Consider the following 23,970-nt stretch of genomic DNA (forward strand, 5'->3'; position numbering starts at 1 on the left):
GACAACGTGGGCGTCCTCCTTCGCGGGGTGGCCCGCGACGACATCGAGCGCGGCCAGGTCTTGGCGAAGCCTAAGTCCATCACCCCGCACACGGTCTTTACCGCCAAGGTATACATCCTAACCAAAGAAGAGGGCGGACGCCACACCCCCTTCTTCCAAGGATACCGCCCGCAGTTCTACTTCCGCACGACCGACGTGACCGGAGTCGCGACCCTGCCGGAAGGAACCGAGATGGTAATGCCCGGAGACAACGTCGAACTCTCGATAGAGCTTATCACCCCCATCGCCATGGAAGACGGCTTGCGCTTCGCCATTCGCGAGGGCGGCCGCACCGTCGGCGCCGGCAAGATAACCGCTATTACGAAGTAGGTTGAGCATGTACGCCGCCGCGCGGAACTTTCACAAGTCGATATCTGTGAATGAGCAGGTACCCGCGGCCCAGACGGATTTGTTTGCGCGGCGGTATTGAAAGATTTAAAAGGTCGGAGACGGAGCACCGGGAAGGCCCCGGCTCCCAATCCGGCTCTGGGTCCCGGGATCGGTAAATATGGAGGAAGTATGGCAACACAGAAAATTCGTATCAGGCTGAAAGCTTATGATCACGAGGTTGTCGATCAGTCGGCGAAAAAAATCGTCGACACGGCTCAGAGGACCGGCGCTAGAGTAGCGGGCCCGATTCCTCTGCCGACTGAAAGAAGCTTGTACACGGTGATCAGGTCGCCGCATGTCAACAAGGACTCGCGTGAGCATTTTCAGATGAAGACTCACAAGAGGTTGATTGACATTCTCGACCCGACACCCAAGACCGTGGATTCGTTGATGAGGCTGGATCTTCCGGCCGGTGTCGATATCGAGATTAAGCTCTAGAGCGGTTAGTAGTTAGTTGTTATCGATAGCGAAGGCTTATGTTAACCACTAAGATACTAAAAGCCGTGAGTAATGGATGTTGTATGAGCGGATAAATATTGGTGCGAGGTAGAAGATGAAGGCATTACTTGGAAAAAAACTGGGGATGACGCAGGTGTTTATCGAAGGTGACCGGTTGGTTCCGGTGACGGTAGTAGAATTGGGCCCGTGCGTTGTCACTCAGGTTAAGACAGAACAAAGCGATGGATATTCCGCGATTCAGATAGGATTTGAGGATATTCCGGAACGCAAGGCTAACAAGCCGCAAAAAGGGCACTTTGCCAAGCACAAATTGTCTCTAAAGCGCTACCTGGCGGAGGTCAGGGTCGACGACTCGACAGGATACAAGCCCGGCGCGATGTTGACAGCGGAGATATTCGAGGCCGGCGAGCGCGCCGATGTCGTCGGGGTCTCCAAAGGTAAAGGGTTTCAAGGCGTCATCAAGCGACACGGGTTTAGCGGAGGGCCCGCAAGCCACGGTTCGCACTTCCATAGGTCTGGGGGCTCCATAGGCGCCGCCGCCACACCTTCGCGTGTCACAAAGGGAACGAAGATGGCGGGGCAGATGGGAAACAAGAGGATTACCAGCATGAACCTGGAGATTGTCAGGGTCGACCCGGAGCAGAACATAGTCCTGCTCAAGGGAGCCATTCCGGGCGCGAAAGGCAGCCTGGTCATGCTGAAGGAATCCGGGAAGTCGAAAAAGGAGTAACGGTGAAGATACCAGTCCGTGATAAAGAAGGTAAAACGATAGAGGAACTCGATGCTAGTCCCGAGGTCTTTGAGGTAAAGCTCAACGAGGCTGTTGTCCACCAGGTCATCAGAGGACAGTTGGCGGGGGCTCGTAGTGGAACCGCTAACACTAAGACGAGGGCTGAGGTTCGCGGCGGCGGCCGCAAACCATGGCGACAGAAAGGAACCGGCAGGGCGCGTATCGGAAGCATACGGGCGCCTCATTGGGTAGGCGGCGGAACGGTCTTCGGGCCAAAGCCCCGCGACTATTCGTTTAATGTTCCGAAGAAGATGCGCCGCCTGGCTCTGAAATCGATTCTCTCGATGAAGGCCCGGGACGGCAAGCTCGTCATCGTCGATGATTTTGGCTTGACCGGACCGAAGACCAAGGACGCGATCGAGATTTTAAAGAACCTTGAGATTAATGCGAAGACGACGGTCGTGGTCGGGCTTGACCAGGATAACGAAGTCATGTCAATCCGCAACATCGAGGGCATGCGTGTCATCTACAGTTCGGAGATTAACGCCTACGACCTTCTCGACAACGAGTTTATCGTGATGACGAGGGTCGCATTCAACGCGGTAGAGGAGGGTCTGGCTAGATGAAAGATCCACGAGATGTAATAATTCGCCCGGTAGTCTCCGAGAAGAGCTACGCTCAAATCGAGAAGAACAAGTACACGTTCGAAGTAGCGAAGACGGCGTGTAAAGAGGAGATCAGGCAGGCGATGGAAGAGATATTCAAGGTCCATGTGACCGCGGTCAACACCGTAACGGTGCGGGGTCGCGTACGGCGCCAAGGCAGGACATTCGGCATGACGCGCGCGTGGAAGAAAGCGGTAGTCACCCTGCGCGAGGGTGACGGCATCGAGATTTTCGAAGCACGTTAGCTTCAAACTTCTAAGAAATATGCTATCGGCAAGCGATAAGTGCCGGTGAGAAATGAGGAGAAAAAAGCGATGGGAATCAAGAAATATAAGCCTACCTCGGCGGGGAGACGGTTTCAGACGGTCTCCGATTTCGAGGAGATAACTAAGAGTAAGCCGGAAAAGAGCTTAGTGGTAAAGAACACGAAGAGTTCCGGTCGGAATAACAACGGTCGCATAACGACGCGCCACAAAGGCGGCGGCCATAAGAGGCGTTATCGGATTATCGACTTTAAGCGCAACAAGTTCGGCATACCGGCCAAAGTCGCCGCAATCGAGTACGACCCGAACCGCTCGGCCCGGATAGCCTTGCTATTCTACGCCGACGGCGAGAAGCGCTATATCCTCGCCCCGCTCAAGATAAAGGTCGGCGACGCGATAATGGCGGGTCCTGACGCGGATATCAAAATAGGGAATGCCTTGCCGCTGCGGAAGATACCGCTCGGCACCATCGTCCATAATATCGAACTCAAAGCGGGCAAGGGCGGCCAACTCGCGCGTTCGGCGGGCTCATCGGCCCAGCTGATGGCGAAGGAAGGCGACTATGCCCACTTGAGACTGCCGTCGAGTGAGGTAAGGATGGTCCACCTCGACTGCTATGCATCTATCGGCCAGGTAGGCAATGCCGAGCACGAACTTATTAGCATAGGAAAGGCCGGCCGTAATCGCTGGCTCGGAAAGCGCCCGACAGTTCGAGGGACAGCGATGAACCCGGTCGATCACCCGCATGGCGGCGGCGAGGGTAAGGCGACCTCGGGTCGCCATCCCGTAACTCCGTGGGGTAAGCCTACGCTGGGATATCGGACGAGAAGGAATACTCAGTCCGACAAGTATATCATCAAGGGCCGCAAGAGATAGATCGCTAACTCCGGTGATTCGGCGGATAGCCGGGTGCCGGTAGCTAATTATGGTTGTATGATTGGAGGCTGAACAGTGGGAAGGTCACTTAAGAAGGGACCATATGTCGAGGCAAGGCTCTTCGGCAGGATTCAGGAGATGAACAAGAGGAACGAGAAGCGGGTCGTAAAGACCTGGTCGCGCGCTTCGACCATCTTTCCTGAAATGGTCGGCCACACCATAGCGGTTCATGACGGGCGTCGTCACGTGCCTGTCTATGTAACGGAGAGCATGGTCGGCCATAAGCTTGGAGAGTTTGCGCCGACGAGGACTTTTAGAGGCCATGCCGGCCAGGAGAGGTCGACGAGGTTAAGGTAGGTAAGAGACGTTTGTTCATAGTTCATAGTTTACAGTTCATACTCCGCAATCCGGGGCTAATGAGCTAAGGATGAGGAGCTATGAATCGAGAACTATGAGCTATGAACTTGTGTGGAGGTAATAATGGCGAAAGCGGCAGAAAACCAGGGTAATTCAACGAGAGCCGTCGCTAAATTCGTGAGGGTCTCACCCCTAAAGGCGCAGCAGGTAATCAGCCTTATCAGGGGCAAAGATGTGGAGCAAGCATCCGCGATGTTGAGGTTCTCGCCGAAGGGTGCGGCACGTCTGATAAACAAGGTTTTGGATTCGGCTGTGGCGAACGCGGAGAAAAATTTGCGCATAAGCCGGACGAGGCTATATGTCTCGGAAGCATATGCAAATCAGGGTCCCACCCTAAAGAGAATCAGGCCCAGAGCGATGGGCCGGGCATTTAGGGTCAGGAAAAGAAGCAGTCACATCACGGTAGTCGTGACGGAAAAGGAGGGTTAAATGGGGCAAAAAGTCCATCCTCGCGGGCTCAGAATAGGCATCACGGAGAATTGGCGCTCACGCTGGTTCGCAACGAAGGATTTCAACAAGTACCTCAGCGAGGACTTGAATATTAGAAAGATGTTGGACAAAAAGCTGGCACGCGCGGCGCTTTCAAAGATTGAGATAGAGCGCGCCGGAGACCGCGTAAAGGTCGACATCCATACGGCCAGGCCGGGTATTGTCATCGGCAAGCGCGGCGCGGAAGTCGATGTCCTCAGGGCCGACCTCGAGAAGTTGACCGGCAAGCAGATCCAAATCAACATCGAAGAGGTAAGAAGGCCGGAGCTGGACGCGATACTTATCAGCCAGAGCGTGGCCGAGCAGCTCCAAGCCCGTGTAGGTTTCAGGCGCGCCATGAAAAAGGCGGTCACCCAGGCGATGAAGAGTGGCGCCCAGGGCGTTAAAATCCAGTGCGCCGGGCGGCTAGGCGGTTCCGAGATGGCCCGTACCGAGTGGTACCGCGAAGGCCGGGTGCCGCTGCACACACTGCGCGCGAACATAGATTACGGAGTTTCCGAAGCCAAGACGACATTCGGTCGCATAGGCATCAAGGTGTGGGTATACAAGGGCGATCTTTTGCCGGGACAGTACGCTTCACAGGCGGAGAAGGAAGCGCCGGTCTCTCCGAGGCAGGAAAGGCCGCGCAGACCGAGAAAGCAAAGTCCAGCTAGGTAATCTGTTAAAGAGGGATAGTATTATGCTGTTACCAAAGAGGGTTAAACATAGGAAAGTTCACAGGGGTAGGATGAAAGGTCGCGCCAAAGGCGGCGACAAGATAAATTTCGGCGATTTCGGATTACAGGCACTCGAGCCGGGCTGGGTCACAAATCGCCAGATAGAGGCGGCTCGTATCGCTATGACCCGCTATATCAAGAGGGGCGGTAAGGTCTGGATCAATATCTTTCCGGACAAGCCCGTGACGGAGAAGCCGGCCGAGACCCGCATGGGTAGCGGTAAGGGCTCGCCCGAGCACTGGGTCGCGGTTATCAAACCGGGCCGGGTAATGTTCGAGCTGGCGGGTGTCGCCGAGCCGGTCGCGAAAGAGGCAATCAGGCTGGCGATTCACAAATTGCCGATCAAATGCAAGTTTATCGTAAGAGAAGAGTTAGGTGGTGAATAGAGTGAAGGCTGAGAAGTACAGAGATTTGACCGATGACGAGTTGGTTCAAAAGCTGAAAGACGCGAAGGAGGAGCTTTTCAACCTGCGCTTCCAGTTGGCCACCGGGCAGCTAGATAATCCGATGAAAATCAAAGATGCCAAGAGAGACATCGCGCGTATCCAAACAGTCCGTATGGAGCGCGAGATAGAGGCTAAGATAGCGGCGAGTTAAGCCGTAGCTGTCGGCTTTGAGCGGTCGGCTTGCGGGCACATTGGACCGGCGATACGGTCGAACGACAAAGGAAGAGTTGCCTGGCGGCCGCAGGCTGAAAGTCCGGTAGATAAAGACAGATGTCTTATATGGAGGTTTTGATGGAGGAAAGAGGAAGGCGGAAGGTTAGAATCGGCAAGGTCGTGAGCGATTCTATGGACAAGACCGCGACGGTAGCGGTCGAGGCGACGGTGAGGCATCCGCTGTACAAAAAGACTATTAAACAAACGACCAAGTTTAAAGCGCACGACGAAGCGAATGAAGCAAAAGTCGGCGATACGGTTGAGATAATGGAGACGCGGCCGTTGAGCAAGACCAAGAGATGGCGGGTAGTCAATATTTTAGAGCGAGCGAAGTAGTTGTAAACTTGAGCCGCAGCCCTTGACCCGGACGCAGATACTGCGGAGATAAAGGTGGGCGGCGATTTGGAAGGAAGGAAATCCAAAGATGATCCAACAGGAGTCGAGATTAAAAGTTGCCGACAACACCGGAGCGAGGGAAATCCTCTGCATCAGGGTTCTAGGTGGATCACGGCGTCGCTATGCGTCGGTCGGCGACATCATCATCGGCGCGGTAAAGGTTGCTATCCCCGGCGGTACGGTCAAGAAGGGTGAAGTAATCAGGGCGGTCGTCGTACGGACAAAGAAGCCGATAGGCCGCAAAGACGGCAGTTATGTCAGATTCGACGATAACGCCGCGGTCATCATAAACGAAACGGGAAATCCCAAAGGAACCCGAATATTCGGACCGGTTGCAAGGGAGCTAAGGGACAGCAATTTTATGAAGATCGTCTCATTGGCGCCGGAAGTATTGTAAAAGGAGAGGAAGAAATGCCTAAGCTGCCTATAAGAAAAGGCGATAAAGTTCAAGTTATAACCGGCAAAGACAAGGGCAAAAAAGGCAAAGTTCTCTTCGCTTTGCCCGACGAAAACAGGCTCGTTGTCGAGGGCATCGCGATGATAAAACGCCACACGCGGCCGACGCAAAAGGTGCCGCAAGGCGGGATACAAGAGAGAGAAGCGCCTATTCACGTATCGAACGTGCAGATTATTTGCCCGAGTTGCGCTCAAGCGACCAGGGCTGGGGTGAGAGTCGCGGATTCCGGTAAAAAGGTGAGAACCTGCCGGAAGTGCGAAGGGGACATAGATAAGGCATAACTAGTGATTGGCGACTAGTTTCTCGTGCCTGGTTAGGGCCGGTCGGAATCGGCTTGAACCGTACGAGACAACAGGCTAGGAACCAGGAACCAGTGACTAGAGGAGAGGTATAGATGGCAGAGCCAAAAAGCAAGAAGACAAAAGAAGAAAAGACAAAGGAAGAAAAACCGAAAGCGGCGAAGGCGAAAGCCGGCTCCGAGGTAGCGGCGGGCCCGAAGCCTATCCCGCGGATGAAAACATTCTATAAGAACGAGATACTCGCCGGCCTTCAGGAAGAGTTGGGCCTTAAGAACCCGATGGAGGTTCCGAAACTGGAGAAGATCGTTATCAATATGGGTGTCGGCGAGGCTACGCAAAACGCGAAAGCGATGGACGGCGCGATTGCGGACCTAACGATTATCGGCGGGCAAAAGCCCATAATCAGGAAGGCTAAGAAATCGATTGCCGGGTTTAAGCTCCGCGAGAACATGCCGGTCGGCGTAAAGGTAACACTCAGAGGCGACCGCATGTACGAGATGTTCGATAGGCTGCTTTCGACAGCGCTGCCGAGGATAAGGGATTTCCGCGGTCTTTCGCCAAAGTCGTTCGACGGCAGGGGGAACTACTCGTTCGGCGTAACCGAGCAGCTCATATTTGCGGAGATAGATTACGACCAGATAGATAAAATTCGTGGTATGGATATCACGATTGTGACTACGGCGACAACGGATGCGGAGGGACGAGCGCTCTTGAAGCGTTTCGGATTCCCGTTCCGAGAGAAATAGAGAAACGTAAGGACGGAGGTCTTTCATTGGCTAAGAAATCGATGATAGCGAAACAGCAGCGGAGGCAGAAATACAAAGTACGTGAGTACCATCGCTGTTCGAGATGTGGTAGACCGCGCGGATATTTCCGCAAGTTCGGGCTCTGCCGTATTTGTCTGAGAGAATTGGCCCATCAGGGTGAGATTCCAGGCGTGACAAAAGCAAGTTGGTAGGATAACCGACCACAGTGGTCGGTAGAGAGTATGGTTGAAAGGTTGCAGTCGGCGAAAGCTACAAGGCAACAGTAACCCGATAGGTAGCTGCCGGTTGGATAAGGAGGAAGCAATATGACAATGACGGACCCTATTGCTGATATGCTGACACGCGTACGAAACGCAAACAGGGCCTATCATGAAGCCGTTGAGATTCCAGCTTCTAAGATGAAGAAAGAGATAGCCCGAATTCTCAAAGATGAGGGCTATGTAAAAGATTATGAAGTTGTTAAGAACGACGGTTTCGATTTCATCAAAGTTAAGATGAGCTATGGGCCGGAACGTGAGCGCGTAATAACAGGCATTAAGCGCATTAGTAAGCCGGGTCTCAGGGTTTACTCTAAAAAAGAAGAAGTTCCGAGGGTGTTGGGCGGTCTGGGAATCGCGATTATTTCGACATCGAGAGGGATTATGACCGGGCGCGAGGCGAAAAAAGCGGGCCTGGGCGGAGAAGTCATCTGCTACGTCTGGTAATAGCGGTGGTTGTGCTACTGTCCCGCGTCCCACGTCGCCGGTCGAGGCGTGGGTAAAAAACATAGTCCTTGAGGGACTGGGGACTTGCGACTAGCGACATGGGACTATTTTGTTGGAGGTTAAAAGTGTCAAGGATTGGTAAAATGCCGATAGCCGTGCCGGCTGGGGTCGAGGTAAAGATAGAGCCGACAGAGGTCAAGGCCAAAGGGCCAAAGGGCGAGTTGTCAGAGAAGATCGCTCCCGGTATCAAGGTCGGTTTGGAAGATGGCGTGATAACTGTTACAAGGCTGTCCGATAGCAAGCTGCACCGGGCGCTTCACGGATTGACCAGGACTCTCGTCTCGAATATGGTCGTCGGGGTAAGCGAGGGCTTCTCCAAGACGCTTGAGATAGTCGGTGTCGGATATCGGGCCACAAAAAAAGACGATGATGTAGAGCTTGCCATTGGATATTCGCACCCGGTCTTGATCAAAGCCGTCGATGGAATCGAATTCGAAGTGCCGGTTCCGACCAGGATTATCGTGAAGGGCCCAAACAAGCAGGTCGTGGGCGAGATTGCGGCCAATATTCGAAGCGTCCGTAAACCGGAGCCATATAAAGGCAAAGGAATCAAATACGAAGGCGAGTATATCAGGAGAAAAGTCGGTAAGACCGCTAAGTAGGTAGCGATGTGTCGGCCGCCGGCCGCATAAAACGCCCGGCCCTTTGCGCGCCGGGTTCGCGGAAAAGGCGGCGGCACTGTAAGATAAAAATTCGTGGAGGCAGATAATGGGCAAGACAGCAGAAAAGCTAATTGCGAGGTTGAGAAGACACCAAAGGGTGCGCAAGAACGTATTCGGCATGGAAGACAGGCCTCGTTTGGCGGTTTTCCGCAGCACCAACCATATATACACCCAGATTATCAACGATACGGAGGGTGTAACGTTGGTCGCGGCGTCAACGGCCGATAAGGAGTTGAAGTCGTTGAAGACCGGCGGCAATATAGAGGCCGCGAAGAAGGTCGGCGAACTCATCGCCAAGAGGGCGCTCGAAAAGAAGATCGAGACCGTCGTCTTCGACAGGGGCGGGTTTCTCTATCACGGCCGCGTCAAAGCGTTGGCGGATGCCGCCCGTGAAGCGGGCCTGAAATTTTAAGAGGACTAGTTGGGCTATCTAGCAGTAAACGATTTACAAATGCGACGATAGTGTGATTTCTGATAGGTAAGGGGGAAATGCGTGAAGAAGAAGATTAATCCGGAAGAGCTTGAACTCGAGGAAAAGGTAGTAAATATCAACAGGGTCTCGAAGGTCGTCAAGGGCGGTCGCAGGTTTAGTCTGAGCGCGCTCGTAGTCGTAGGCGACCGCAACGGCCATGTCGGCATAGGTTTCGGCAAAGGCCGCGAAGTGCCGGTCGCAATCACTAAAGGCGTCCAGGATGCCAAAAAGAACCTCTTTCGCGTCCCGTTGCACGGCTCGACAATACCGCATGAGGTTGTCGGTGTCTTTGGGGCCGGGCGAGTCCTTCTCAAACCGGCTTCCGAGGGTACCGGTGTTATCGCGGGCGGCCCGGTAAGAGCCGTTCTCGAACTAGCGGGCATAGACGACATCTTGACCAAATCATTGGGTACGCAAAACCCGATTAACATGTTGCGCGCCACGGTAACGGGCTTGAAGTCTCTGAAGACCCCGAAAGAGGTCGCCGCATTGCGTGGAAAAACTCTCGATGAAATACTCGGAAAATAACGGAAGTAATTGGCGACACGAGGCCGATTGGGAGGAAGTACGTTGGCTAAACTAAAGGTAACTCAGGTCAGAAGCGCGATTGGCCGTAACGTTATGCAAAAAAAGACGATTCGCGCATTGGGCCTAAAGAGGCTCAGGCACACCGTTGAGCACGAGGACAGGCCGGAAATCAGGGGCATGATCAACAAAGTCAGGCATCTCTTGGAAGTAGAAGAGGTCGGCTAATAGCCCTGCGCGAGAATTAGGTTACGCTGCGACCGGTTGACGGCATGGTTTTTGAAGGAGCTTCAAAAACGACAATTAGGCCTGGTAATAGAGTTTTAGTGCAATTATAATTACGTAATGGTGGTTAGCATAAAACCCGGCCGTAGCGTGCCGAGTTAAGTTTTGTGTCAAATTTTTAGGAGGATTACAGCGATGCGGTTACACGAGCTGTCACCCGCTCCGGGTGCTGTGAAGAAGAAAAAAAGGGTTGGACGGGGTCCGGGTTCCGGGCACGGCAAGACCGCTACTCGCGGAACAAAAGGACAGAAGTCCCGTTCCGGCGGCGGCAAAGGCGCAGCCTTTGAAGGTGGTCAAACACCGATATATAGACGATTACCGAAATTACCCGGATTTAAGAACCGTTTTAAGAAGGTATATTCACTCGTCAATATCGAACAATTGAATATATTCGAAAGCGGCGCAATCGTCGATGCGGCGAGTATGCAGCAGGCGGGATTAGTCAAAAAGGCGGATATGCCGGTCAAGGTACTGGGGCGCGGGGAGATCACAAAAGCGCTGACAGTCAAAGCCAATCAATTTAGCGGCACAGCGATTACCAAAATTGAAAGAGCCGGCGGAAAGGCAGAGAGTCTCAAATGATAGAAGCCGTAGCAAACGCTTTTAAAGTACCGGATTTAAAAAGACGCATCTATTTTACTCTGGCGATGATGGCCGTCTATCGTTTCGGCGCGCACATTCCGGTTCCCGGTGTCGATGTGGGCGCACTGAAGGACCTTTTTGCGCAGACGCCTCTCCTCGGGTTCTTGGATTTATTCGCGGGCGGCGCCCTATCGAATTTCGCCATCTTCGCGCTAGGCATCATGCCGTATATCACGGCCTCCATTATCATGCAGCTATTGACCATCGTCATTCCGACGCTTGGCCAATGGGCGAAAGAGGGCGAGGTAGGGCAGCGTAAGATAACCCAGTATACGCGTTATCTTACGCTCGTTCTGGCAACGGTCAACTCCATAGGCTTAACGGTCTTCTTCGAGCGGGCGCTGAGGGATTTCGGCGCGCCGCCGTTTAGCTTCGGCGATAAAGCGCTGATAGTCATAACGTTGGTTGCGGGAACCGCTCTCGTCATGTGGCTCGGCGAGCTTATCACCCAGCGCGGCATCGGAAACGGCATGTCTATATTGATCTTCGCCAGCATCATCGCCCGACTGCCGGAAGGCATAGTCGCGACGAGCCAGACCGGAGGCGCCTTAATGGTAATCGGGCTAGTCGTCATCTTGCTCGGCATCGTCGTCGGAATCATATTTGTCGAGCGCGCCCAGCGGAGAATACCGGTTCAATATGCCAAGCGAGTCGTGGGGAGAAAGGTATACGGCGGGTCGAGCACTTATATACCGCTCAAGGTCAATTCCGCCGGTGTTATTCCTATCATCTTCGCCTCGTCGGTATTGTTGTTCCCGGCGACATTTACACAGTTCTTCCCAGGCGGCTTTGCGCGCACGGTGGACCGGCTGCTCGACCCGAACGGCGGGGTTTATCTGACCGCCTACGCGGTGTTGGTAATATTCTTCACCTATTTCTATACGGCTATCATTTTCAATCCGATAGACATCTCGGACAATATGAAGAAGTACGGCGGCTTCATACCGGGCGTTCGCCCCGGAAAGCCGACCGCCACATACCTCGACCGCGTGTTGACCAGAATCACGCTTCCCGGAGCGTTTTTCCTGGCGATGGTCGCGGTCGTGCCGACAATCATCGGCGGGTTATTTAACATACCGTTCTTCACCGGCCAGAATTTCGGCGGCACCTCGCTTTTGATTATGGTCGGTGTCGCGTTGGAGACGATGCGCCAGATAGAGTCGCAGCTTTTAATGCGGCACTATGACGGCTTCTTGAAGAAATAGCCGCCGCCGGCGGAGAGCGGCTAAAGGATAGCGGCTAGCTATAAAGAGAAAGGAGCAAATGTGAACGTAATATTATTGGGACCTCCCGGAGCGGGAAAAGGAACGCAGGCCGAGGGAATCGTCAAGGAGTATGGTTTGGTCCATATCTCGACCGGCGACATGCTCAGGGCCGCTGTAAAAAACGGCACCGAGATGGGTCTTAAGGCGCAGGAATATATGACTAAAGGCGCGCTAGTACCCGATGAGGTCGTCGTTGGAATAGTCCGGGATCGTATCGTGGAGCCCGATTGCGAGAAAGGCTTCTTACTCGACGGATTCCCGCGGACGGTCGGACAAGCCGACGAACTCGACAAAGCGCTTAAAACGATGGGTAAAAACATCGACGCGGTTGTAAATATAGTCGTTGGGGACGAGGAGCTACTCGGCAGGTTGACCGGCAGGCGTATATGCAAGGCTTGCCAGCGTCCATACCATATGATGTTCAAACCCCCGGCGACCGAGGGCGTATGCGAGTGCGGCGGCGAACTCTATCAGCGCGCGGACGATAACGACGAGACGGTCAAGAATCGCCTCGATGTGTATCACAACCAGACCTCACCGCTTATCGAGTATTATTCAAAACAAGGTATCATCATCGACATCGACGGAGCAAAGTCGGTGAACGAGGTATTCGACCAGATAAACACCGCCCTTAAGGCGAAGGTATGATCATAAAGAAAAGTGCGGATGAAATCGCTACGATGCGGCGTGCCGGCCGTATAGTCGCGAAGACCCTGGAGTTCATTGAAAAAAAGATAGAACCCGGAGTGCTGACGGAACAACTCGACGCGGCGGCGGAAGAGTTCATCCGCGAAAGCGGCGCGAGACCCGCTTTCAAGGGTTACAAGGGATTTCCCGCCTCTATCTGCGCCTCGCTCAATGAAGTCGTAGTCCATGGGATCCCCGGCAAGAGAAGGTTACAGGAAGGGGATATAATCAGCATCGACGTGGGCACGGAAGTCGATGGTTATTATGCCGATGCCGCCGCGACATTTCCGGTCGGCGAGATATCGGTCGAGGCGCGGAGACTGATAGACGTCACGAAGCGCTCGCTCGAAGACGCAATCGCGAAGTGCGTCGAGGGCAACTATCTCTATGATGTCTCGCATGCCATTCAGACGAGGGTCGAGGCGGCAGGGTATTCGGTCGTCCGGGAATTCGTCGGGCACGGGATTGGGCGCGAGATGCACGAAGAGCCGCAAATTCCGAACTTCGGCTCACCGGGCAAGGGTCCGAGATTGCAGGCGGGAATGGTCTTTGCAATCGAGCCGATGGTCAATATCGGCGGTTACAAGGTCGAGATATTGCGGGACGAATGGACGGTCGTCACCGCCGACCGCACGCTCTCGGCGCACTTTGAGCATACGGTGGCGATTACGCGAGAAGAACCGGTCTTATTGACGGTACTGTAGACGGAGTAATTATCTTTTGATATAATGTATTTTTGTGGTTAGACACCAAAGATAAACGATATCTTTCGTCTTATCTTCGTGAGGATATATAGCTATAGCGGCGGCGGCTAATGACTCGCTGCCCCAAGCTAGCGATGTGAGGGCGGGAGCCCGGAGGGTAAACTAACCGGGCGGTCCTGTGAGTTGTAGCAATAGGCCCAGTGGGGGTAAGTAAGCGGTGCCAAGAAAAGAAGACGCGATAGAAGTCGAAGGCAAGGTAATCGAGCCTTTACCAAATGCGATGTTTCGGGTCGAACTCGATAACGGCCATAAAGTGCTCGCGCATATCTCAGGTAAGATGCGAATGCATTATATCCGTATTCTGCCGGGGGACCGGGTGGTAGTCGAGCTGTCGCCCTACGATTTGACCAGGGGGCGTATAGTCTATAGGTTCAAGTAGTCGGTAGAACTCGTGTCGTTTGGAGGAAGAAATGAAAGTAAGACCATCTGTAAAACGCATATGTGAGAAGTGCAAGATAATAAAGAGGCACGGCAGGGTTTTGGTGATTTGTGAGAACCCGCGCCACAAGCAGCGCCAGGGGTAATTAGCTGCCGGGCAAGAGGGCGCCGTTTTCATGGCGGCGCCGGACGCATTTCGATATTTTAGAGTTTGAGCTGTTTGGAGGAGGTTTAAGGATTTGGCACGTATAGCAGGCGTTGATCTGCCAAGAGAGAAGAGAGTCGAGATAGGCTTAACATATATTTATGGTATCGGTCTTTCGAAAGCTCGTGAGATTTTGGCGGGTTCAGCCATTAGCGTCGATACGAGGGTGCGCAATCTGACCGAAGAAGAGGTTATCAGGCTTCGTGAGTACATCGACAAGAACCTCAAGGTCGAGGGTGACCTGCGTCGCGAAGTGTCTCAGAACATCAAACGTCTTATGGAGATAGGATGTTATCGCGGCTTGAGACACCGCCGGGGTCTACCCGTTCGCGGGCAACGGACACATACCAATGCGCGCACTCGAAAAGGTCCGCGCAGAGCCGTCGGCGCAAAGCGTAAGAAATAGATAGTGTAATAAAAGTGAGGGATTCGGATATCGATGGTATTCGTTCCAAAATCGAATTTGTGATTCACACGTAAGGAGGTTAGAGCTTCTTGGCTAAGAAAAAGACGGTCACAAGAGTAAAGCGCAGAGAGCGCAAGAACATCGTACATGGCGCTGCCCATATACAGAGCACGTTTAACAACACGATTGTCACAATCACCGACCAACAGGGCAATACTATAGCTTGGCAGAGCGCGGGCGCCTCGGGTTTCAAGGGGTCTCGTAAGAGTACGCCGTTTGCCGCTCAGGTGGCGGCGGAAGCTGTCGCTAAAAAAGCGCAAGAGCACGGAATGAAGAGGGTGGATGTTTATGTGAAGGGTCCGGGCGCCGGTCGTGAGACCGCAATCAGGACCTTACAGGCGAACGGCTTGGAAGTCGCCGGAATCACCGACGTGACGCCGGTGCCGCATAACGGCTGCCGCCCTAGAAAAAGGAGAAGAGTGTAGGCTATGGCAAGATATACCGGTCCTGTCTGTAAATTATGCAGAAGAGAGATGCAAAAGCTCTTCTTAAAGGGCGATAAGTGTTTGACCGACAAGTGCGCGATCGAGAGACGCCCATATCCGCCGGGCGAGCACGGTCGCGGCAGGCGTAAAGATTCAGAGTACTATCTGCAGTTGCGCGAGAAGCAAAAGACAAAGCGGATATATGGCGTTTTGGAGAAGCAATTCCGCAACTACTATGAACTCGCCGCTAAGACCAAGGGCATCACCGGCGAGAACTTGCTCCAAATCCTTGAGAGCCGTCTCGACAACGTTGTCTATCGCATGGGATTTGCGTTTTCGCGCGCGGTATCACGTCAGGACGTGCGCCATGGTCACATCACAGTCAACGGCCGCAAAGTAGATATCCCTTCGTTCCGCGTAAAACCGGGCGACGTGATAGCCGTGGCCGGGAATATCGCGCGCATGAAAGACGCGGCGGAGTCGGTCAACAAGGCGGCGGTACCGCCGTGGCTCGACGTGGATTATAAGAACCTGACCGCAAAAGTAACCGGGTTGGCGACACGCCAAGATATCGATATTCCGGTTCAAGAGAAGATGATCGTCGAGCTTTACTCGAAGTAATCTTAAACCTACGGGATGCCGGTCTACGGCTATAGGTAGGATCGCATGGTCTTGGGGTAAGAGACTTTTGACGGGACGCTGGTTAAGCAAATCGAAGAGCGCGGCAGCTCATTGCTACGAGTGGATTGCCGGCAGCGAAAAGCAGAATGCTAATAATAAAGTGACGGTTGCTAAGGAGGAATATATTAATGTTAGATATCCGTAAGCCGAGTATCTCCGCGGAAGAGGCGCGAGAAAATGCCGCTCGCTTTAGTGTCGAGCCGCTGGAAAGAGGCTTCGGTTATACCTTAGGCAATTCGCTAAGAAGAGTTTTATTGTCATCTCTACCGGGTGCCGCGATAACATCGGTGAAAATCGAGGGTGTGGCACATGAGTTCGGCACTATCAAAGGGGTAAGGGAAGATGTCTCCGATATCATCCTCAATCTCAAAGAGACGGTGTTAAGGCTCCACGGCGATGGGCCGGCGACCCTGCGGATTAATGCGAAAGGTCCGAAGGAAGTAACCGCCGCGGACATAGAATATCCGGCTGATGTCGAGGTCATAAATCCCGACCTGTATATCGCCACTCTTAACGATGACGGCAAATTAGAGGTAGAGATGGTTGTCGAGCACGGGCGCGGTTACGTATCGGCCGAGCGGAACAAGAGGGCGTCGGACGCGATTGGCGTATTGCCGGTAGACTCGATATTCAGCCCGACCAAAAAGGTGACCTACTCTGTCGAGAACACGCGCGTCGGGCAGCGGACCGATTTCGACAAACTCATCCTCGAAGTCGAGACGAACGGCAGCATATCGCCTTTTGAGGCAGTCAGTGTCGCCGCTAGAATCGTCAACGACCACATGAACCTTTTCATGGAGCAGGCCATCGAGTTCTCGTCCGCGCCGATTTTTGTGACCGATGTCAACGAGCGAGACAGGACGCTCGACTCGCCCATCGAGGACCTCGAGCTGTCGGTGCGTTCATACAATTGCTTAAAGCGGGAGGGCGTCAACACGGTGCAGGGACTCGTCGAGCTGAATGAAGCCGATCTCGTTAAGATAAGAAATTTTGGCGCGAAATCGATCGAAGAAGTCAAAGAAAAGCTGAAAGACCTGGGTCTTGCGCTAAAGTCTAGCTAGTAGGAGATAGGAATGAGACACGCGAAAAAGGGAAGAAAAATCGGAACCAGTGCTCGCCACAGAGAGGCGATATTATCCGGTTTGGTGCGACAAATCATAATCCACGAGCGGATTCAGACGACCGAAGCGAAGGCGAAAGAGGTACGGCCGGCGGTTGAGAAGATGATCACGCTGGGCAAGCGCGGTGACTTGCATGCAAGAAGGCAGGCACTGGCGAAGCTCGGCGACAAAGACACGGTCCACAAACTCTTCGCGGAGGTCGGCCCGCGCTTCGCCGAGCGAAACGGCGGCTATACGCGGATTCTAAAACTCGGCCCGCGCCAGGGCGACGCCGCTCCCATGGCCCTTATCGAATTGGTCTAACAGGGCGCGGATATATGATTTTGGACGTATAGGTTAATTCTAAATATGCTAAGGTAAAGGCAAGAGCGATAATGCTTTTGCCTTTGTTGTTTTGGGAGCGATTCCCGAGGTTAGGTAATGGTCGAGTTCAAAAACGTCTCGTTCGACTACGGCGATGATGAAAACAAAATAAACGCGCTAAAAGATATCAGCCTAACCATCGAAGACGGCGAGTTCGTCGCGATTCTCGGCCATAACGGCTCGGGCAAATCGACCTTGGCGCGCCTGATAAACGGGCTCCTTGCGCCGTCGCGCGGCGAGGTGCTCGTCGACGGCATCTCGACCGTCGACAGGAGCGCCGTCTGGCGTATCCGCCGGCGGGTCGGCATGGTCTTCCAGAACCCGGACAACCAGATTATCGCGTCGCGGGTCGAGGAAGACGTCGCTTTCGGGCCGGAGAACCTGGGGTGCGAACCGGCTGAGATAAGGGCGCGCGTCGATGAGGCGCTCGCGGCCGTCGGCATGCGCGACTTCGCCCACTTCGACCCGCATCTCCTTTCCGGGGGAGAGAAGCAGCGCGTCGCCATCGCCGGAGCGCTGGCGATGAGACCTAAGTATCTCGTCTTCGACGAGGCGACTTCGATGCTCGACCCCAGGGGACGCGAAGAGATAGTGGGGACCACGCGGCGGCTCAATAGCGACTACGGGATAACCGTCATCTTCATAACACATATCCCCGAGGAAGCGGCGCTCGCCGGCAGGGTCGTCGTTTTATCCGGGGGCACTATAGCGATGGACGGAGCGCCGCAAGCGGTCTTCGCCGACGTCGATGCCTTAGCCTCCCTCGGCGTCGGTGTGCCGAAAGCGCGCCTGCTCGCGCGCGGGCTGGAGCAGGCCGGAATCGACATCCCCGACAGTATCCTCACTGTAGACGATTTGGTGGCCGCGTTGTGTTGATAGAGATGGCAAAGGTCACCTTTGAATACCTGCCCGGGACACCGCTGGCCCATACCGCGCTCACCGATATCAGCCTGACGATTGCCGAGGGTGATTTTGTCGCTCTGGTGGGGCCGACCGGCTCGGGAAAATCGACGCTCATCCAGCACCTCAACGGCCTGCTGACCCCCACATCCGGCTCTCTGTCGTTTCGGGGCAGACGCGTCGGTAGCGATGTGAGTCCCCTGGAGCTGCGCCGCGAAATCGGGCTTATCTTTCAGTTTCCCGAGAGCCAGCTCTTCGAGCATACGGTCGCCGATGATATCGGCTTCGGCCCGCGCCGGCAGGGTTTGGCCGGCCCCGAGGTCGCGTCGCGTGTCGAGAATGCGCTAATCCAAGTCGGGCTCGATTACGCGCATTATGCGCAAAGGTCGCCGTTTAGCTTGAGCGGAGGCGAGCAGCGCCTCGTCGCTATCGCGGGAGTGCTCGCGATGCGCCCGCGTTTTCTCGTCCTCGACGAGCCGACCAGCGGCCTCGACGCCTGCGGCAAGGAGGCCGTCTTCGATTGCCTCGACCGTCTCAACAACGAAGGCGTCGCGATTCTCATGGTAACGCACAGCATGGATGAGGTGGCCGAATCCGCCCGCCGCATCATCGTCTTGAACGAAGGCAAGATAGTCCTCGACGATAAACCGGAGAGAATCTTTGCCCGTGCGAGCTTCTTGAGAGAGATCGGTTTAGATATCCCCAAAGCCGCGGAACTCGTCCTTAGGTTGCGCGAAAAAGGCTTCGATATCGAAGCCGACAGTGTCTCGATGCGCTCGGTCGTCGCAAGCGTCGCCGCCGCCGTCAAAGAGAGGTGTGCGAATTGAGGTTCGGCCTGACCATCGGTGAATACTACCCGGTCGACTCGCCGGTCCACGCGCTCGACCCCAGGGTTAAGATATTGTTGGTGCTCGTATTTACGATAGCGGTATTTGCGGTTGTCAATTTTTCGGGTCTCGCCGCCGCCGCCGCTCTCATCGTGGGGGTGGCCTTGGTGAGCAAGGTGCCGATTCGGCTCGCCGTCAAAGGGGTGCGCCCGCTTCTATATCTGCTCGCGTTCACCTTCATCATACATCTGTTCACCGGGGCTAAACCCTGGATAGAGTTGGGCCCGCTCCATATCAGCTTGCCCGGCGCGCGCTCGGGTGCGCTCGTCGGCATCAGGCTGGTAATCCTGGTCGTGGGCGCCGCGTTTCTCACCCTGACCTCGACCCCTATCGAGCTGACCGACGCCATCGAGTCGCTGCTCGCGCCGCTGAAAAAAGTTCGCGTCCCCGCGCATGAGATAGCGATGATGATGACGATTGCGCTTCGCTTCATTCCGACGCTCGCCGCCGAGACCGATAAAATCGTCAAAGCCCAGGCATCCCGAGGCGCGCGCTTCGAATCATCCAACCCGGTCACCAGGGCGAGAAGTTTCATCCCGGTCTTGGTCCCGCTCTTCTTAAGCGTCTTTCGCCGCGCCGACGAACTCGCCGAAGCCATGGAGGCGCGCGCCTATCGCGGCGGTGAAGGTCGCACGAGGATGCGCCGGCTTGAGATGAAGGGGCGAGATGTGCTGACCCTGATATCTGTGACAGCCGTTTTTGTGGGCCTGGCCTGGTTCGGACGGCTTCCGCTGGTGTAGTTGAGACTTGCTATTCTGAGTCGGTCTCCTCCCCGATAGTAGTGGCCCCGGCAGGCATGATATTATTATGACCAAGCGAATCCAAGCGAATCACGTCATAGTCAAACCGATATCAGGGGTCACAATTGCGAAACATCAGGCTCACACTCGAATACGACGGGGGCGGCTTTAGCGGCTGGCAGAAACAAGCCAAGCAAGAAGTACGAACGATCCAGGGCGAACTCGAGCGCGCGATTCAGACCCTTCTCGGTGGGGCGGTCGAGACGAACACCGCCGGGCGCACCGATACCGGTGTCCACGCCTTCGGCCAGGTGGTCAACTTCACCACCGAATCCGATATGTCCATCCGCCGCATCCCATATTCGCTCAACGCCATTCTCCCGGACGACATCGTCATCAAGGACGCGGCTGAAGTCTCCGCTGATTTCGACGCGCGCCGCGACCCCAAATGGCGCGAGTACCACTACTATGTTCTCAACCGGCCCTACCGCTCAGTCTTCTTCGACCGGTTCGTCTGCTATGAGCCGCGCCAACTCGATGTCGCCGCTATGGACGAAGCGGTCGCGCAGCTCAAAGGTCGCCATGATTTTACGAGCTTCTGCAATACCTTGAGCGCGTCCAAGCTCGACAATCCCGTCCGCACCATCCTCGATATCTCGTGCGCGCGCTCCGACAATATCGTCTGGGCGGGGGAGCCGCTCGATGGGCTGGTCATGCTGCGCGTGCGCGCCCACGCGTTCTTGCACAACATGGTGCGAATCATCGCCGGCACCGCCATCGACGCCGGCCTCGGCAATATCTCGCCGCAAGATATTCCCGCGATACTCGAAGCCAAAGAGCGCGCCAGGGCGGGGCAAACCGCCCCCGCGAAAGGTCTCACGTTGGTGAGAGTGGAATACTAAACCCGGGCGACATGGATATCCTGGTTCCCAAGCGCCTTTACAGCTGATGAGGGCGCAACTTAGGGAATACACCTAAACCCCTGCTCTTTAAAGTGGCGGTCAAAGGTAAACGCTACATTGATTCCGAGCTTGCGCATAACAGAAAAGCTTACGCAATCGACAAGACTTAGCCTTTTTCGCCTTGTAGCTAAAACAGCCGCTACCCCGGATAAATGGCTTAATTCATCCACCCACTCTATGGTAAGGATGGGGAACACGTCATTTTGGAAAGTTATTACCGCTTCAATTCCCAGACGATGTTGAACTAAAGCAAAGGTTTCAATTAAAACGTAATTGCTGCATACAAGGGCTTCTTTTCGACCAACAAGATATTTCCAAGCTTCTTTGGACTTTTCGTGGTTTAAATCGTCGGCGCCGAGGATAGCTAGAAATGCCGAGGTATCGATAAAGGTGCTCATGAGTCAAGCGCCTCGGCAAGGTATTCATCATGCTCGGTCGATAAGTCGGGTTTGCCCGATCTGAACTTTCCGGCTGCGGAAATTGCTCGTTGTCTCAATTCTTCGCCCGAGACCTCTGCTTCTGATCGAATTACGATGTCGACACCCCGGCGAACCAGCTCGGCAACGGAGACATGTTTCTTGCCCGCAAGCTTTTTTAGAGCCTCTATTTGTTCTTTCGTTAATTGAACTTGTGTTCTAACCATCGCATATCCTTTCTCATGACAGCACATTATGCATCATGATATCATATATTCAGTTTGGCTTACCAGCTAATCAGCCTTGCTTCTACTTGACGTGCAAAATTGATGCCGCCTCTTCACCTTGACATCCCTCCTCGTCAGGTGGTACGTTCTTTCTAGCACTCTGTGTCTTAGAGTGCTAGGAGTGATTGAAATGCTCGATGCAAGAAAGAAAGCCATCCTCTACGTCGCCGTACAGGAGTACATTCTCACGGCCGAGCCCGTAAGCTCGCAAAAGCTTGTGGAGAAGTACCAGCTCGGGGTCAGCTCCGCCACGGTCCGAAACGAGCTGGCTACGCTCGAGGCTCTCGGGTACCTCCACCAGCCGCATACGTCCGCCGGGCGCATCCCGACCGACATGGGCTACCGGTACTATGTCGACGGCATAACCGATAAGCCGGGTCTGACCCACCAAGAGGAAAACTCTATCGTTAAGCTCTTCTCGTCCATCAATATGGAGATGGAAGAGCTTATGAAAGAGACGACCCATATACTATCCAACGTGACCAGCTATATAGCGGTCACGCTCGCCCCGTCGTTTAAGAAGAGCACGCTCAAGCACATCGATCTCGTCTCGCTTTCGCCGCGGCATGTGCTGCTGGTTCTCATAACCGACAAGGGCCAGGTTTTGAAACGAACGGTGAGCATGGAGCCTTTTGCCGGGGAGATGGGCGAGATAGAGCGTTTCTTAAATGAGAAGCTCCAGGGACTAGACAGTACCGGCATCTCCGCGCTGAAGGATACTTTGACCCTGCCCGACCGGGACGCGTTCCGTACCGCGTCGACCGTGATAAACGCGATACTCGATATCATCGAGAGCGATGAGCGCGAACGCGTCTTTTTGAGCGGGACGGCCGGCATCTACGGGCAACCCGAGTTTGAAGAACTGTCGAAGGTCCACTCGCTGCTCAACGCCATCGAGCAGGGGTATCGTTTGATGCAGTGGCTGGAAGACTCGGTCAGGACGCGCAAGGTGCTCGTTAGAATCGGCTCCGAGAATACCGACGACGATATGCGGGGCTGCAGTATTATCACGAGCGGCTACCAGCTCGACAACGAGACCCAGGGCACGCTCGGCATCATCGGCCCGACCCGGATGAATTACTCGCGGGCCATATCGGTCGTCGAGTTGATATCCGATAAACTCAGCAAGGCTCTCGTCGAGCTGAGGTCGTAAGGGGCGCGCGGCGAAATCCCTCCCGGCTGAAATATCCGCCCGAAAGGGCAAAAGTTCGAGATAGAACGCGCATTTTGCGCTATAATAAGAAGTTGCGAATAGCTTCGATATAGATAACGACGTTAAATTATTAGATTATGACGAGTGATGAGGTAGGTATGTCCCAAAAAGATTTTTACGAGATGTTAGGTGTGTCGCGCAACGCGACGCAGGACGAGATAAAGAAAGCCTATCGCAGGCTGGCCAGGAAGTATCATCCCGACGTAAACAAGGACGAGCCCAATACCGAGGCGATGTTTAAAGAGGTCAATGAAGCCTACGAGGTTTTGAGCGACCCCGATAAGCGTCGTAATTACGATATGTACGGCTCCGCCAAAGGCGGCCCGGCGTTCGGCAACGCCGGTGATTTTAGCGGTTTCGGCGATTTCGAATCGGCTTTCGGCGATGTTTTTGGGATGTTCTTCGGGGATTGGCAGCGCAATACGGGCGGGGCCAAGACCGGCGCCCAGCGCGGGTCTGATTTAAGTCTCGAGATGACCGTCGATTTCGAGGAAGCGGTATTCGGCGCCGACAAAGAGGTCGAAATAGCGCGGCTCGTATCGTGCGATACTTGCGGCGGCAGCGGCGTCAAGGCGGGGACCTCTCCCGAGACGTGCGCGAGCTGCAACGGTTTAGGCGAAATCCGCAGCGAACAGAGGACCGTTTTCGGCACGTTTGTCCGCTCGGCCCCGTGCGCTAAGTGTAAAGGCGCCGGCAAGATAATCACCAACCCCTGCGGCGATTGTAACGGCCAGGGTAGAAAACCGGTCCATGAGAAGTTAAAGGTCGAGGTTCCGGCGGGCATCGACAACGGTATGACGATGAAACTCTCGGGCAAAGGCGAGGCGGGCGTGCGCGGCGGCCGCGCCGGCGACCTCTATGTAATGATAAACGTTAGGCCGCACTCGATATTCGAGCGCCAGGGTAACAACCTCTTCTGCCATTACCCGATTACCTTCCCGCAGGCCGCTCTCGGAACCGATGTTCAAATCCCGACCCTGGAAGGTTTTGAAACACTCAAAATACCGGCGGGCACCCAGACGGGGAGCACCTTTAAGCTCAAGGGCAAGGGTGTGCCGTCCCTAAGGAATCATGTTCGCGGCGATATAATAATCCAGGCCGTCATCGAGACGCCGCACAAGCTCACCGACCGCCAGAAAGAGCTTCTCCACGAGCTTGCCCGCGAACTCGGCCACGATGTCCAGGAGTCGTCGGGCGGCATTCTCGGGCGCATAAAAGACGCGTTCGGCGCAAAGTAG

General features: G+C 54.6%; 40 protein-coding genes. 38 read left to right on the plus strand and 2 right to left on the minus strand.

Annotated features, from left to right (window positions below; genetic code table 11):
• From KGZ93_09740 to truA, 36 genes are all read left to right on the plus strand, one after another.
• A partial coding sequence (locus tag KGZ93_09740; protein MBS3909881.1) for an elongation factor Tu occupies positions 1-369 on the plus strand: 369 nt, incomplete at its 5' end.
• 189 nt (positions 370-558) lie between these two features.
• Positions 559-867 (plus strand): 30S ribosomal protein S10, encoded by a 309-nt coding sequence (gene rpsJ, locus KGZ93_09745; GenBank protein MBS3909882.1) that lies wholly within the window; start codon positions 559-561, stop codon positions 865-867.
• A gap of 115 nt (positions 868-982) precedes the next feature.
• Positions 983-1,618: a 50S ribosomal protein L3 gene (gene rplC / locus KGZ93_09750; GenBank protein ID MBS3909883.1), complete on the plus strand. Its 636-nt coding sequence runs from the start codon at positions 983-985 to the stop codon at positions 1,616-1,618.
• Between the two features lie 2 nt (positions 1,619-1,620).
• Positions 1,621-2,244 (plus strand): 50S ribosomal protein L4, encoded by a 624-nt coding sequence (rplD, locus tag KGZ93_09755; protein MBS3909884.1) that lies wholly within the window; start codon positions 1,621-1,623, stop codon positions 2,242-2,244.
• A complete protein-coding gene (gene rplW / locus KGZ93_09760; protein ID MBS3909885.1) occupies positions 2,241-2,528 on the plus strand; it encodes a 50S ribosomal protein L23 in 288 nt (95 codons plus the stop codon). Before rplD ends, rplW begins: the two co-directional genes overlap by 4 nt.
• Positions 2,529-2,597: 69 nt before the next feature.
• The gene (rplB, locus tag KGZ93_09765) at positions 2,598-3,422 is read left to right on the plus strand and encodes a 50S ribosomal protein L2 (GenBank protein ID MBS3909886.1); all 825 of its coding nucleotides are present in this window, start codon (positions 2,598-2,600) and stop codon (positions 3,420-3,422) included.
• A gap of 75 nt (positions 3,423-3,497) precedes the next feature.
• Positions 3,498-3,779 carry a 30S ribosomal protein S19 gene (gene rpsS / locus KGZ93_09770; protein MBS3909887.1) on the plus strand — a complete coding sequence of 94 codons (282 nt, stop codon included), beginning with the start codon at positions 3,498-3,500 and terminating at the stop codon, positions 3,777-3,779.
• Between the two features lie 123 nt (positions 3,780-3,902).
• Complete coding sequence (gene rplV, locus KGZ93_09775) at positions 3,903-4,268, plus strand: 50S ribosomal protein L22 (protein ID MBS3909888.1); 366 nt, start codon at positions 3,903-3,905, stop codon at positions 4,266-4,268.
• A complete protein-coding gene (gene rpsC / locus KGZ93_09780; protein ID MBS3909889.1) occupies positions 4,269-4,985 on the plus strand; it encodes a 30S ribosomal protein S3 in 717 nt (238 codons plus the stop codon). It begins immediately after the preceding gene.
• A gap of 22 nt (positions 4,986-5,007) precedes the next feature.
• Positions 5,008-5,430 carry a 50S ribosomal protein L16 gene (gene rplP, locus KGZ93_09785; protein ID MBS3909890.1) on the plus strand — a complete coding sequence of 141 codons (423 nt, stop codon included), beginning with the start codon at positions 5,008-5,010 and terminating at the stop codon, positions 5,428-5,430.
• 1 nt (position 5,431) lies between these two features.
• On the plus strand, positions 5,432-5,641 hold the full coding sequence (rpmC, locus tag KGZ93_09790) for a 50S ribosomal protein L29 (protein ID MBS3909891.1): 210 nt from the start codon (positions 5,432-5,434) through the stop codon (positions 5,639-5,641).
• Between the two features lie 140 nt (positions 5,642-5,781).
• Positions 5,782-6,039, plus strand: a complete 258-nt coding sequence (gene rpsQ / locus KGZ93_09795) for a 30S ribosomal protein S17 (GenBank protein ID MBS3909892.1) — start codon at positions 5,782-5,784, stop codon at positions 6,037-6,039.
• An 88-nt stretch (positions 6,040-6,127) separates the two neighbouring features.
• Positions 6,128-6,496: a 50S ribosomal protein L14 gene (gene rplN, locus KGZ93_09800; protein ID MBS3909893.1), complete on the plus strand. Its 369-nt coding sequence runs from the start codon at positions 6,128-6,130 to the stop codon at positions 6,494-6,496.
• Positions 6,497-6,510: 14 nt separating this feature from the next.
• Positions 6,511-6,837, plus strand: a complete 327-nt coding sequence (gene rplX, locus KGZ93_09805; protein ID MBS3909894.1) for a 50S ribosomal protein L24 — start codon at positions 6,511-6,513, stop codon at positions 6,835-6,837.
• A 230-nt stretch (positions 6,838-7,067) separates the two neighbouring features.
• Complete coding sequence (gene rplE / locus KGZ93_09810; protein MBS3909895.1) at positions 7,068-7,601, plus strand: 50S ribosomal protein L5; 534 nt, start codon at positions 7,068-7,070, stop codon at positions 7,599-7,601.
• A 26-nt stretch (positions 7,602-7,627) separates the two neighbouring features.
• A complete protein-coding gene (locus tag KGZ93_09815; protein ID MBS3909896.1) occupies positions 7,628-7,813 on the plus strand; it encodes a type Z 30S ribosomal protein S14 in 186 nt (61 codons plus the stop codon).
• A gap of 114 nt (positions 7,814-7,927) precedes the next feature.
• Positions 7,928-8,326 carry a 30S ribosomal protein S8 gene (rpsH, locus tag KGZ93_09820; protein ID MBS3909897.1) on the plus strand — a complete coding sequence of 133 codons (399 nt, stop codon included), beginning with the start codon at positions 7,928-7,930 and terminating at the stop codon, positions 8,324-8,326.
• 125 nt (positions 8,327-8,451) lie between these two features.
• Positions 8,452-8,988: a 50S ribosomal protein L6 gene (gene rplF / locus KGZ93_09825; GenBank protein ID MBS3909898.1), complete on the plus strand. Its 537-nt coding sequence runs from the start codon at positions 8,452-8,454 to the stop codon at positions 8,986-8,988.
• Positions 8,989-9,094: 106 nt separating this feature from the next.
• The gene (gene rplR / locus KGZ93_09830) at positions 9,095-9,460 is read left to right on the plus strand and encodes a 50S ribosomal protein L18 (protein MBS3909899.1); all 366 of its coding nucleotides are present in this window, start codon (positions 9,095-9,097) and stop codon (positions 9,458-9,460) included.
• A gap of 81 nt (positions 9,461-9,541) precedes the next feature.
• Positions 9,542-10,048: a 30S ribosomal protein S5 gene (rpsE, locus tag KGZ93_09835; protein ID MBS3909900.1), complete on the plus strand. Its 507-nt coding sequence runs from the start codon at positions 9,542-9,544 to the stop codon at positions 10,046-10,048.
• A gap of 42 nt (positions 10,049-10,090) precedes the next feature.
• Positions 10,091-10,273 (plus strand): 50S ribosomal protein L30, encoded by a 183-nt coding sequence (rpmD, locus tag KGZ93_09840; GenBank protein MBS3909901.1) that lies wholly within the window; start codon positions 10,091-10,093, stop codon positions 10,271-10,273.
• A 192-nt stretch (positions 10,274-10,465) separates the two neighbouring features.
• The gene (gene rplO / locus KGZ93_09845; GenBank protein ID MBS3909902.1) at positions 10,466-10,912 is read left to right on the plus strand and encodes a 50S ribosomal protein L15; all 447 of its coding nucleotides are present in this window, start codon (positions 10,466-10,468) and stop codon (positions 10,910-10,912) included.
• Positions 10,909-12,177, plus strand: coding sequence for a preprotein translocase subunit SecY (secY, locus tag KGZ93_09850; protein MBS3909903.1), 1,269 nt, complete (start codon positions 10,909-10,911; stop codon positions 12,175-12,177). The genes rplO and secY overlap by 4 nt, the downstream gene beginning before the upstream one ends.
• Positions 12,178-12,237: 60 nt before the next feature.
• Positions 12,238-12,885 (plus strand): adenylate kinase, encoded by a 648-nt coding sequence (locus KGZ93_09855; GenBank protein ID MBS3909904.1) that lies wholly within the window; start codon positions 12,238-12,240, stop codon positions 12,883-12,885.
• Positions 12,882-13,628 (plus strand): type I methionyl aminopeptidase, encoded by a 747-nt coding sequence (gene map, locus KGZ93_09860; GenBank protein MBS3909905.1) that lies wholly within the window; start codon positions 12,882-12,884, stop codon positions 13,626-13,628. Before KGZ93_09855 ends, map begins: the two co-directional genes overlap by 4 nt.
• 217 nt (positions 13,629-13,845) lie before the next feature.
• The gene (gene infA / locus KGZ93_09865) at positions 13,846-14,067 is read left to right on the plus strand and encodes a translation initiation factor IF-1 (protein ID MBS3909906.1); all 222 of its coding nucleotides are present in this window, start codon (positions 13,846-13,848) and stop codon (positions 14,065-14,067) included.
• Between the two features lie 31 nt (positions 14,068-14,098).
• The gene (gene rpmJ / locus KGZ93_09870) at positions 14,099-14,212 is read left to right on the plus strand and encodes a 50S ribosomal protein L36 (protein ID MBS3909907.1); all 114 of its coding nucleotides are present in this window, start codon (positions 14,099-14,101) and stop codon (positions 14,210-14,212) included.
• A gap of 93 nt (positions 14,213-14,305) precedes the next feature.
• A complete protein-coding gene (rpsM, locus tag KGZ93_09875; GenBank protein MBS3909908.1) occupies positions 14,306-14,677 on the plus strand; it encodes a 30S ribosomal protein S13 in 372 nt (123 codons plus the stop codon).
• Between the two features lie 89 nt (positions 14,678-14,766).
• Positions 14,767-15,162, plus strand: a complete 396-nt coding sequence (rpsK, locus tag KGZ93_09880) for a 30S ribosomal protein S11 (GenBank protein ID MBS3909909.1) — start codon at positions 14,767-14,769, stop codon at positions 15,160-15,162.
• Between the two features lie 3 nt (positions 15,163-15,165).
• The gene (gene rpsD, locus KGZ93_09885; GenBank protein ID MBS3909910.1) at positions 15,166-15,783 is read left to right on the plus strand and encodes a 30S ribosomal protein S4; all 618 of its coding nucleotides are present in this window, start codon (positions 15,166-15,168) and stop codon (positions 15,781-15,783) included.
• A gap of 188 nt (positions 15,784-15,971) precedes the next feature.
• Positions 15,972-16,904, plus strand: coding sequence for a DNA-directed RNA polymerase subunit alpha (locus tag KGZ93_09890; GenBank protein ID MBS3909911.1), 933 nt, complete (start codon positions 15,972-15,974; stop codon positions 16,902-16,904).
• Between the two features lie 12 nt (positions 16,905-16,916).
• Positions 16,917-17,267: a 50S ribosomal protein L17 gene (rplQ, locus tag KGZ93_09895; protein MBS3909912.1), complete on the plus strand. Its 351-nt coding sequence runs from the start codon at positions 16,917-16,919 to the stop codon at positions 17,265-17,267.
• Positions 17,268-17,384: 117 nt separating this feature from the next.
• On the plus strand, positions 17,385-18,203 hold the full coding sequence (locus tag KGZ93_09900) for an energy-coupling factor transporter ATPase (GenBank protein ID MBS3909913.1): 819 nt from the start codon (positions 17,385-17,387) through the stop codon (positions 18,201-18,203).
• A complete protein-coding gene (locus tag KGZ93_09905) occupies positions 18,197-19,054 on the plus strand; it encodes an energy-coupling factor transporter ATPase (protein MBS3909914.1) in 858 nt (285 codons plus the stop codon). The genes KGZ93_09900 and KGZ93_09905 overlap by 7 nt, the downstream gene beginning before the upstream one ends.
• Positions 19,051-19,854 carry an energy-coupling factor transporter transmembrane protein EcfT gene (locus KGZ93_09910; GenBank protein MBS3909915.1) on the plus strand — a complete coding sequence of 268 codons (804 nt, stop codon included), beginning with the start codon at positions 19,051-19,053 and terminating at the stop codon, positions 19,852-19,854. The genes KGZ93_09905 and KGZ93_09910 overlap by 4 nt, the downstream gene beginning before the upstream one ends.
• A gap of 125 nt (positions 19,855-19,979) precedes the next feature.
• Positions 19,980-20,756: a tRNA pseudouridine(38-40) synthase TruA gene (gene truA, locus KGZ93_09915; protein ID MBS3909916.1), complete on the plus strand. Its 777-nt coding sequence runs from the start codon at positions 19,980-19,982 to the stop codon at positions 20,754-20,756.
• Positions 20,757-20,815: 59 nt separating this feature from the next.
• On the opposite strand, the gene KGZ93_09920 is transcribed toward truA, so the two are convergent.
• Both KGZ93_09920 and KGZ93_09925 read right to left on the minus strand, forming a co-directional pair.
• A complete protein-coding gene (locus KGZ93_09920) occupies positions 20,816-21,214 on the minus strand; it encodes a type II toxin-antitoxin system VapC family toxin (protein MBS3909917.1) in 399 nt (132 codons plus the stop codon).
• Positions 21,211-21,459 (minus strand): ribbon-helix-helix protein, CopG family, encoded by a 249-nt coding sequence (locus KGZ93_09925; GenBank protein MBS3909918.1) that lies wholly within the window; start codon positions 21,457-21,459, stop codon positions 21,211-21,213. The genes KGZ93_09920 and KGZ93_09925 overlap by 4 nt, the downstream gene beginning before the upstream one ends.
• 190 nt (positions 21,460-21,649) lie before the next feature.
• Between KGZ93_09925 and hrcA the strand changes: the two genes are divergently transcribed.
• The gene (hrcA, locus tag KGZ93_09930; protein MBS3909919.1) at positions 21,650-22,672 is read left to right on the plus strand and encodes a heat-inducible transcription repressor HrcA; all 1,023 of its coding nucleotides are present in this window, start codon (positions 21,650-21,652) and stop codon (positions 22,670-22,672) included.
• Between the two features lie 158 nt (positions 22,673-22,830).
• Positions 22,831-23,970, plus strand: a complete 1,140-nt coding sequence (gene dnaJ, locus KGZ93_09935) for a molecular chaperone DnaJ (protein MBS3909920.1) — start codon at positions 22,831-22,833, stop codon at positions 23,968-23,970.

The sequence above is a fragment of the Actinomycetota bacterium genome (assembly GCA_018333515.1).
Taxonomy (GTDB): domain Bacteria; phylum Actinomycetota; class Aquicultoria; order Aquicultorales; family Aquicultoraceae; genus Aquicultor.

Excerpts from the sequence above, each read along its gene's own strand:
- KGZ93_09900 (MBS3909913.1), top strand. The coding sequence starts at position 17,385 with ATGGTCGAGTTCAAAAACGTCTCGTTCGACTACGGCGATGATGAAAAC.
- KGZ93_09920 (MBS3909917.1), bottom strand. The coding sequence starts at position 21,214 with ATGAGCACCTTTATCGATACCTCGGCATTTCTAGCTATCCTCGGCGCC.
- secY (MBS3909903.1), top strand. The coding sequence starts at position 10,909 with ATGATAGAAGCCGTAGCAAACGCTTTTAAAGTACCGGATTTAAAAAGA.
- rplB (MBS3909886.1), top strand. The coding sequence starts at position 2,598 with ATGGGAATCAAGAAATATAAGCCTACCTCGGCGGGGAGACGGTTTCAG.
- rplE (MBS3909895.1), top strand. The coding sequence starts at position 7,068 with ATGAAAACATTCTATAAGAACGAGATACTCGCCGGCCTTCAGGAAGAG.
- rpsQ (MBS3909892.1), top strand. The coding sequence starts at position 5,782 with ATGGAGGAAAGAGGAAGGCGGAAGGTTAGAATCGGCAAGGTCGTGAGC.
- rpsC (MBS3909889.1), top strand. The coding sequence starts at position 4,269 with ATGGGGCAAAAAGTCCATCCTCGCGGGCTCAGAATAGGCATCACGGAG.
- rpsH (MBS3909897.1), top strand. The coding sequence starts at position 7,928 with ATGACAATGACGGACCCTATTGCTGATATGCTGACACGCGTACGAAAC.
- rplX (MBS3909894.1), top strand. The coding sequence starts at position 6,511 with ATGCCTAAGCTGCCTATAAGAAAAGGCGATAAAGTTCAAGTTATAACC.
- dnaJ (MBS3909920.1), top strand. The coding sequence starts at position 22,831 with ATGTCCCAAAAAGATTTTTACGAGATGTTAGGTGTGTCGCGCAACGCG.
- rpmJ (MBS3909907.1), top strand. The coding sequence starts at position 14,099 with ATGAAAGTAAGACCATCTGTAAAACGCATATGTGAGAAGTGCAAGATA.
- rplO (MBS3909902.1), top strand. The coding sequence starts at position 10,466 with ATGCGGTTACACGAGCTGTCACCCGCTCCGGGTGCTGTGAAGAAGAAA.
- rplQ (MBS3909912.1), top strand. The coding sequence starts at position 16,917 with ATGAGACACGCGAAAAAGGGAAGAAAAATCGGAACCAGTGCTCGCCAC.
- KGZ93_09925 (MBS3909918.1), bottom strand. The coding sequence starts at position 21,459 with ATGGTTAGAACACAAGTTCAATTAACGAAAGAACAAATAGAGGCTCTA.
- map (MBS3909905.1), top strand. The coding sequence starts at position 12,882 with ATGATCATAAAGAAAAGTGCGGATGAAATCGCTACGATGCGGCGTGCC.
- rpsJ (MBS3909882.1), top strand. The coding sequence starts at position 559 with ATGGCAACACAGAAAATTCGTATCAGGCTGAAAGCTTATGATCACGAG.
- rplC (MBS3909883.1), top strand. The coding sequence starts at position 983 with ATGAAGGCATTACTTGGAAAAAAACTGGGGATGACGCAGGTGTTTATC.
- hrcA (MBS3909919.1), top strand. The coding sequence starts at position 21,650 with ATGCTCGATGCAAGAAAGAAAGCCATCCTCTACGTCGCCGTACAGGAG.
- KGZ93_09890 (MBS3909911.1), top strand. The coding sequence starts at position 15,972 with ATGTTAGATATCCGTAAGCCGAGTATCTCCGCGGAAGAGGCGCGAGAA.
- rplP (MBS3909890.1), top strand. The coding sequence starts at position 5,008 with ATGCTGTTACCAAAGAGGGTTAAACATAGGAAAGTTCACAGGGGTAGG.
- rplN (MBS3909893.1), top strand. The coding sequence starts at position 6,128 with ATGATCCAACAGGAGTCGAGATTAAAAGTTGCCGACAACACCGGAGCG.
- rplW (MBS3909885.1), top strand. The coding sequence starts at position 2,241 with ATGAAAGATCCACGAGATGTAATAATTCGCCCGGTAGTCTCCGAGAAG.
- rpsD (MBS3909910.1), top strand. The coding sequence starts at position 15,166 with ATGGCAAGATATACCGGTCCTGTCTGTAAATTATGCAGAAGAGAGATG.
- rplV (MBS3909888.1), top strand. The coding sequence starts at position 3,903 with ATGGCGAAAGCGGCAGAAAACCAGGGTAATTCAACGAGAGCCGTCGCT.
- rplR (MBS3909899.1), top strand. The coding sequence starts at position 9,095 with ATGGGCAAGACAGCAGAAAAGCTAATTGCGAGGTTGAGAAGACACCAA.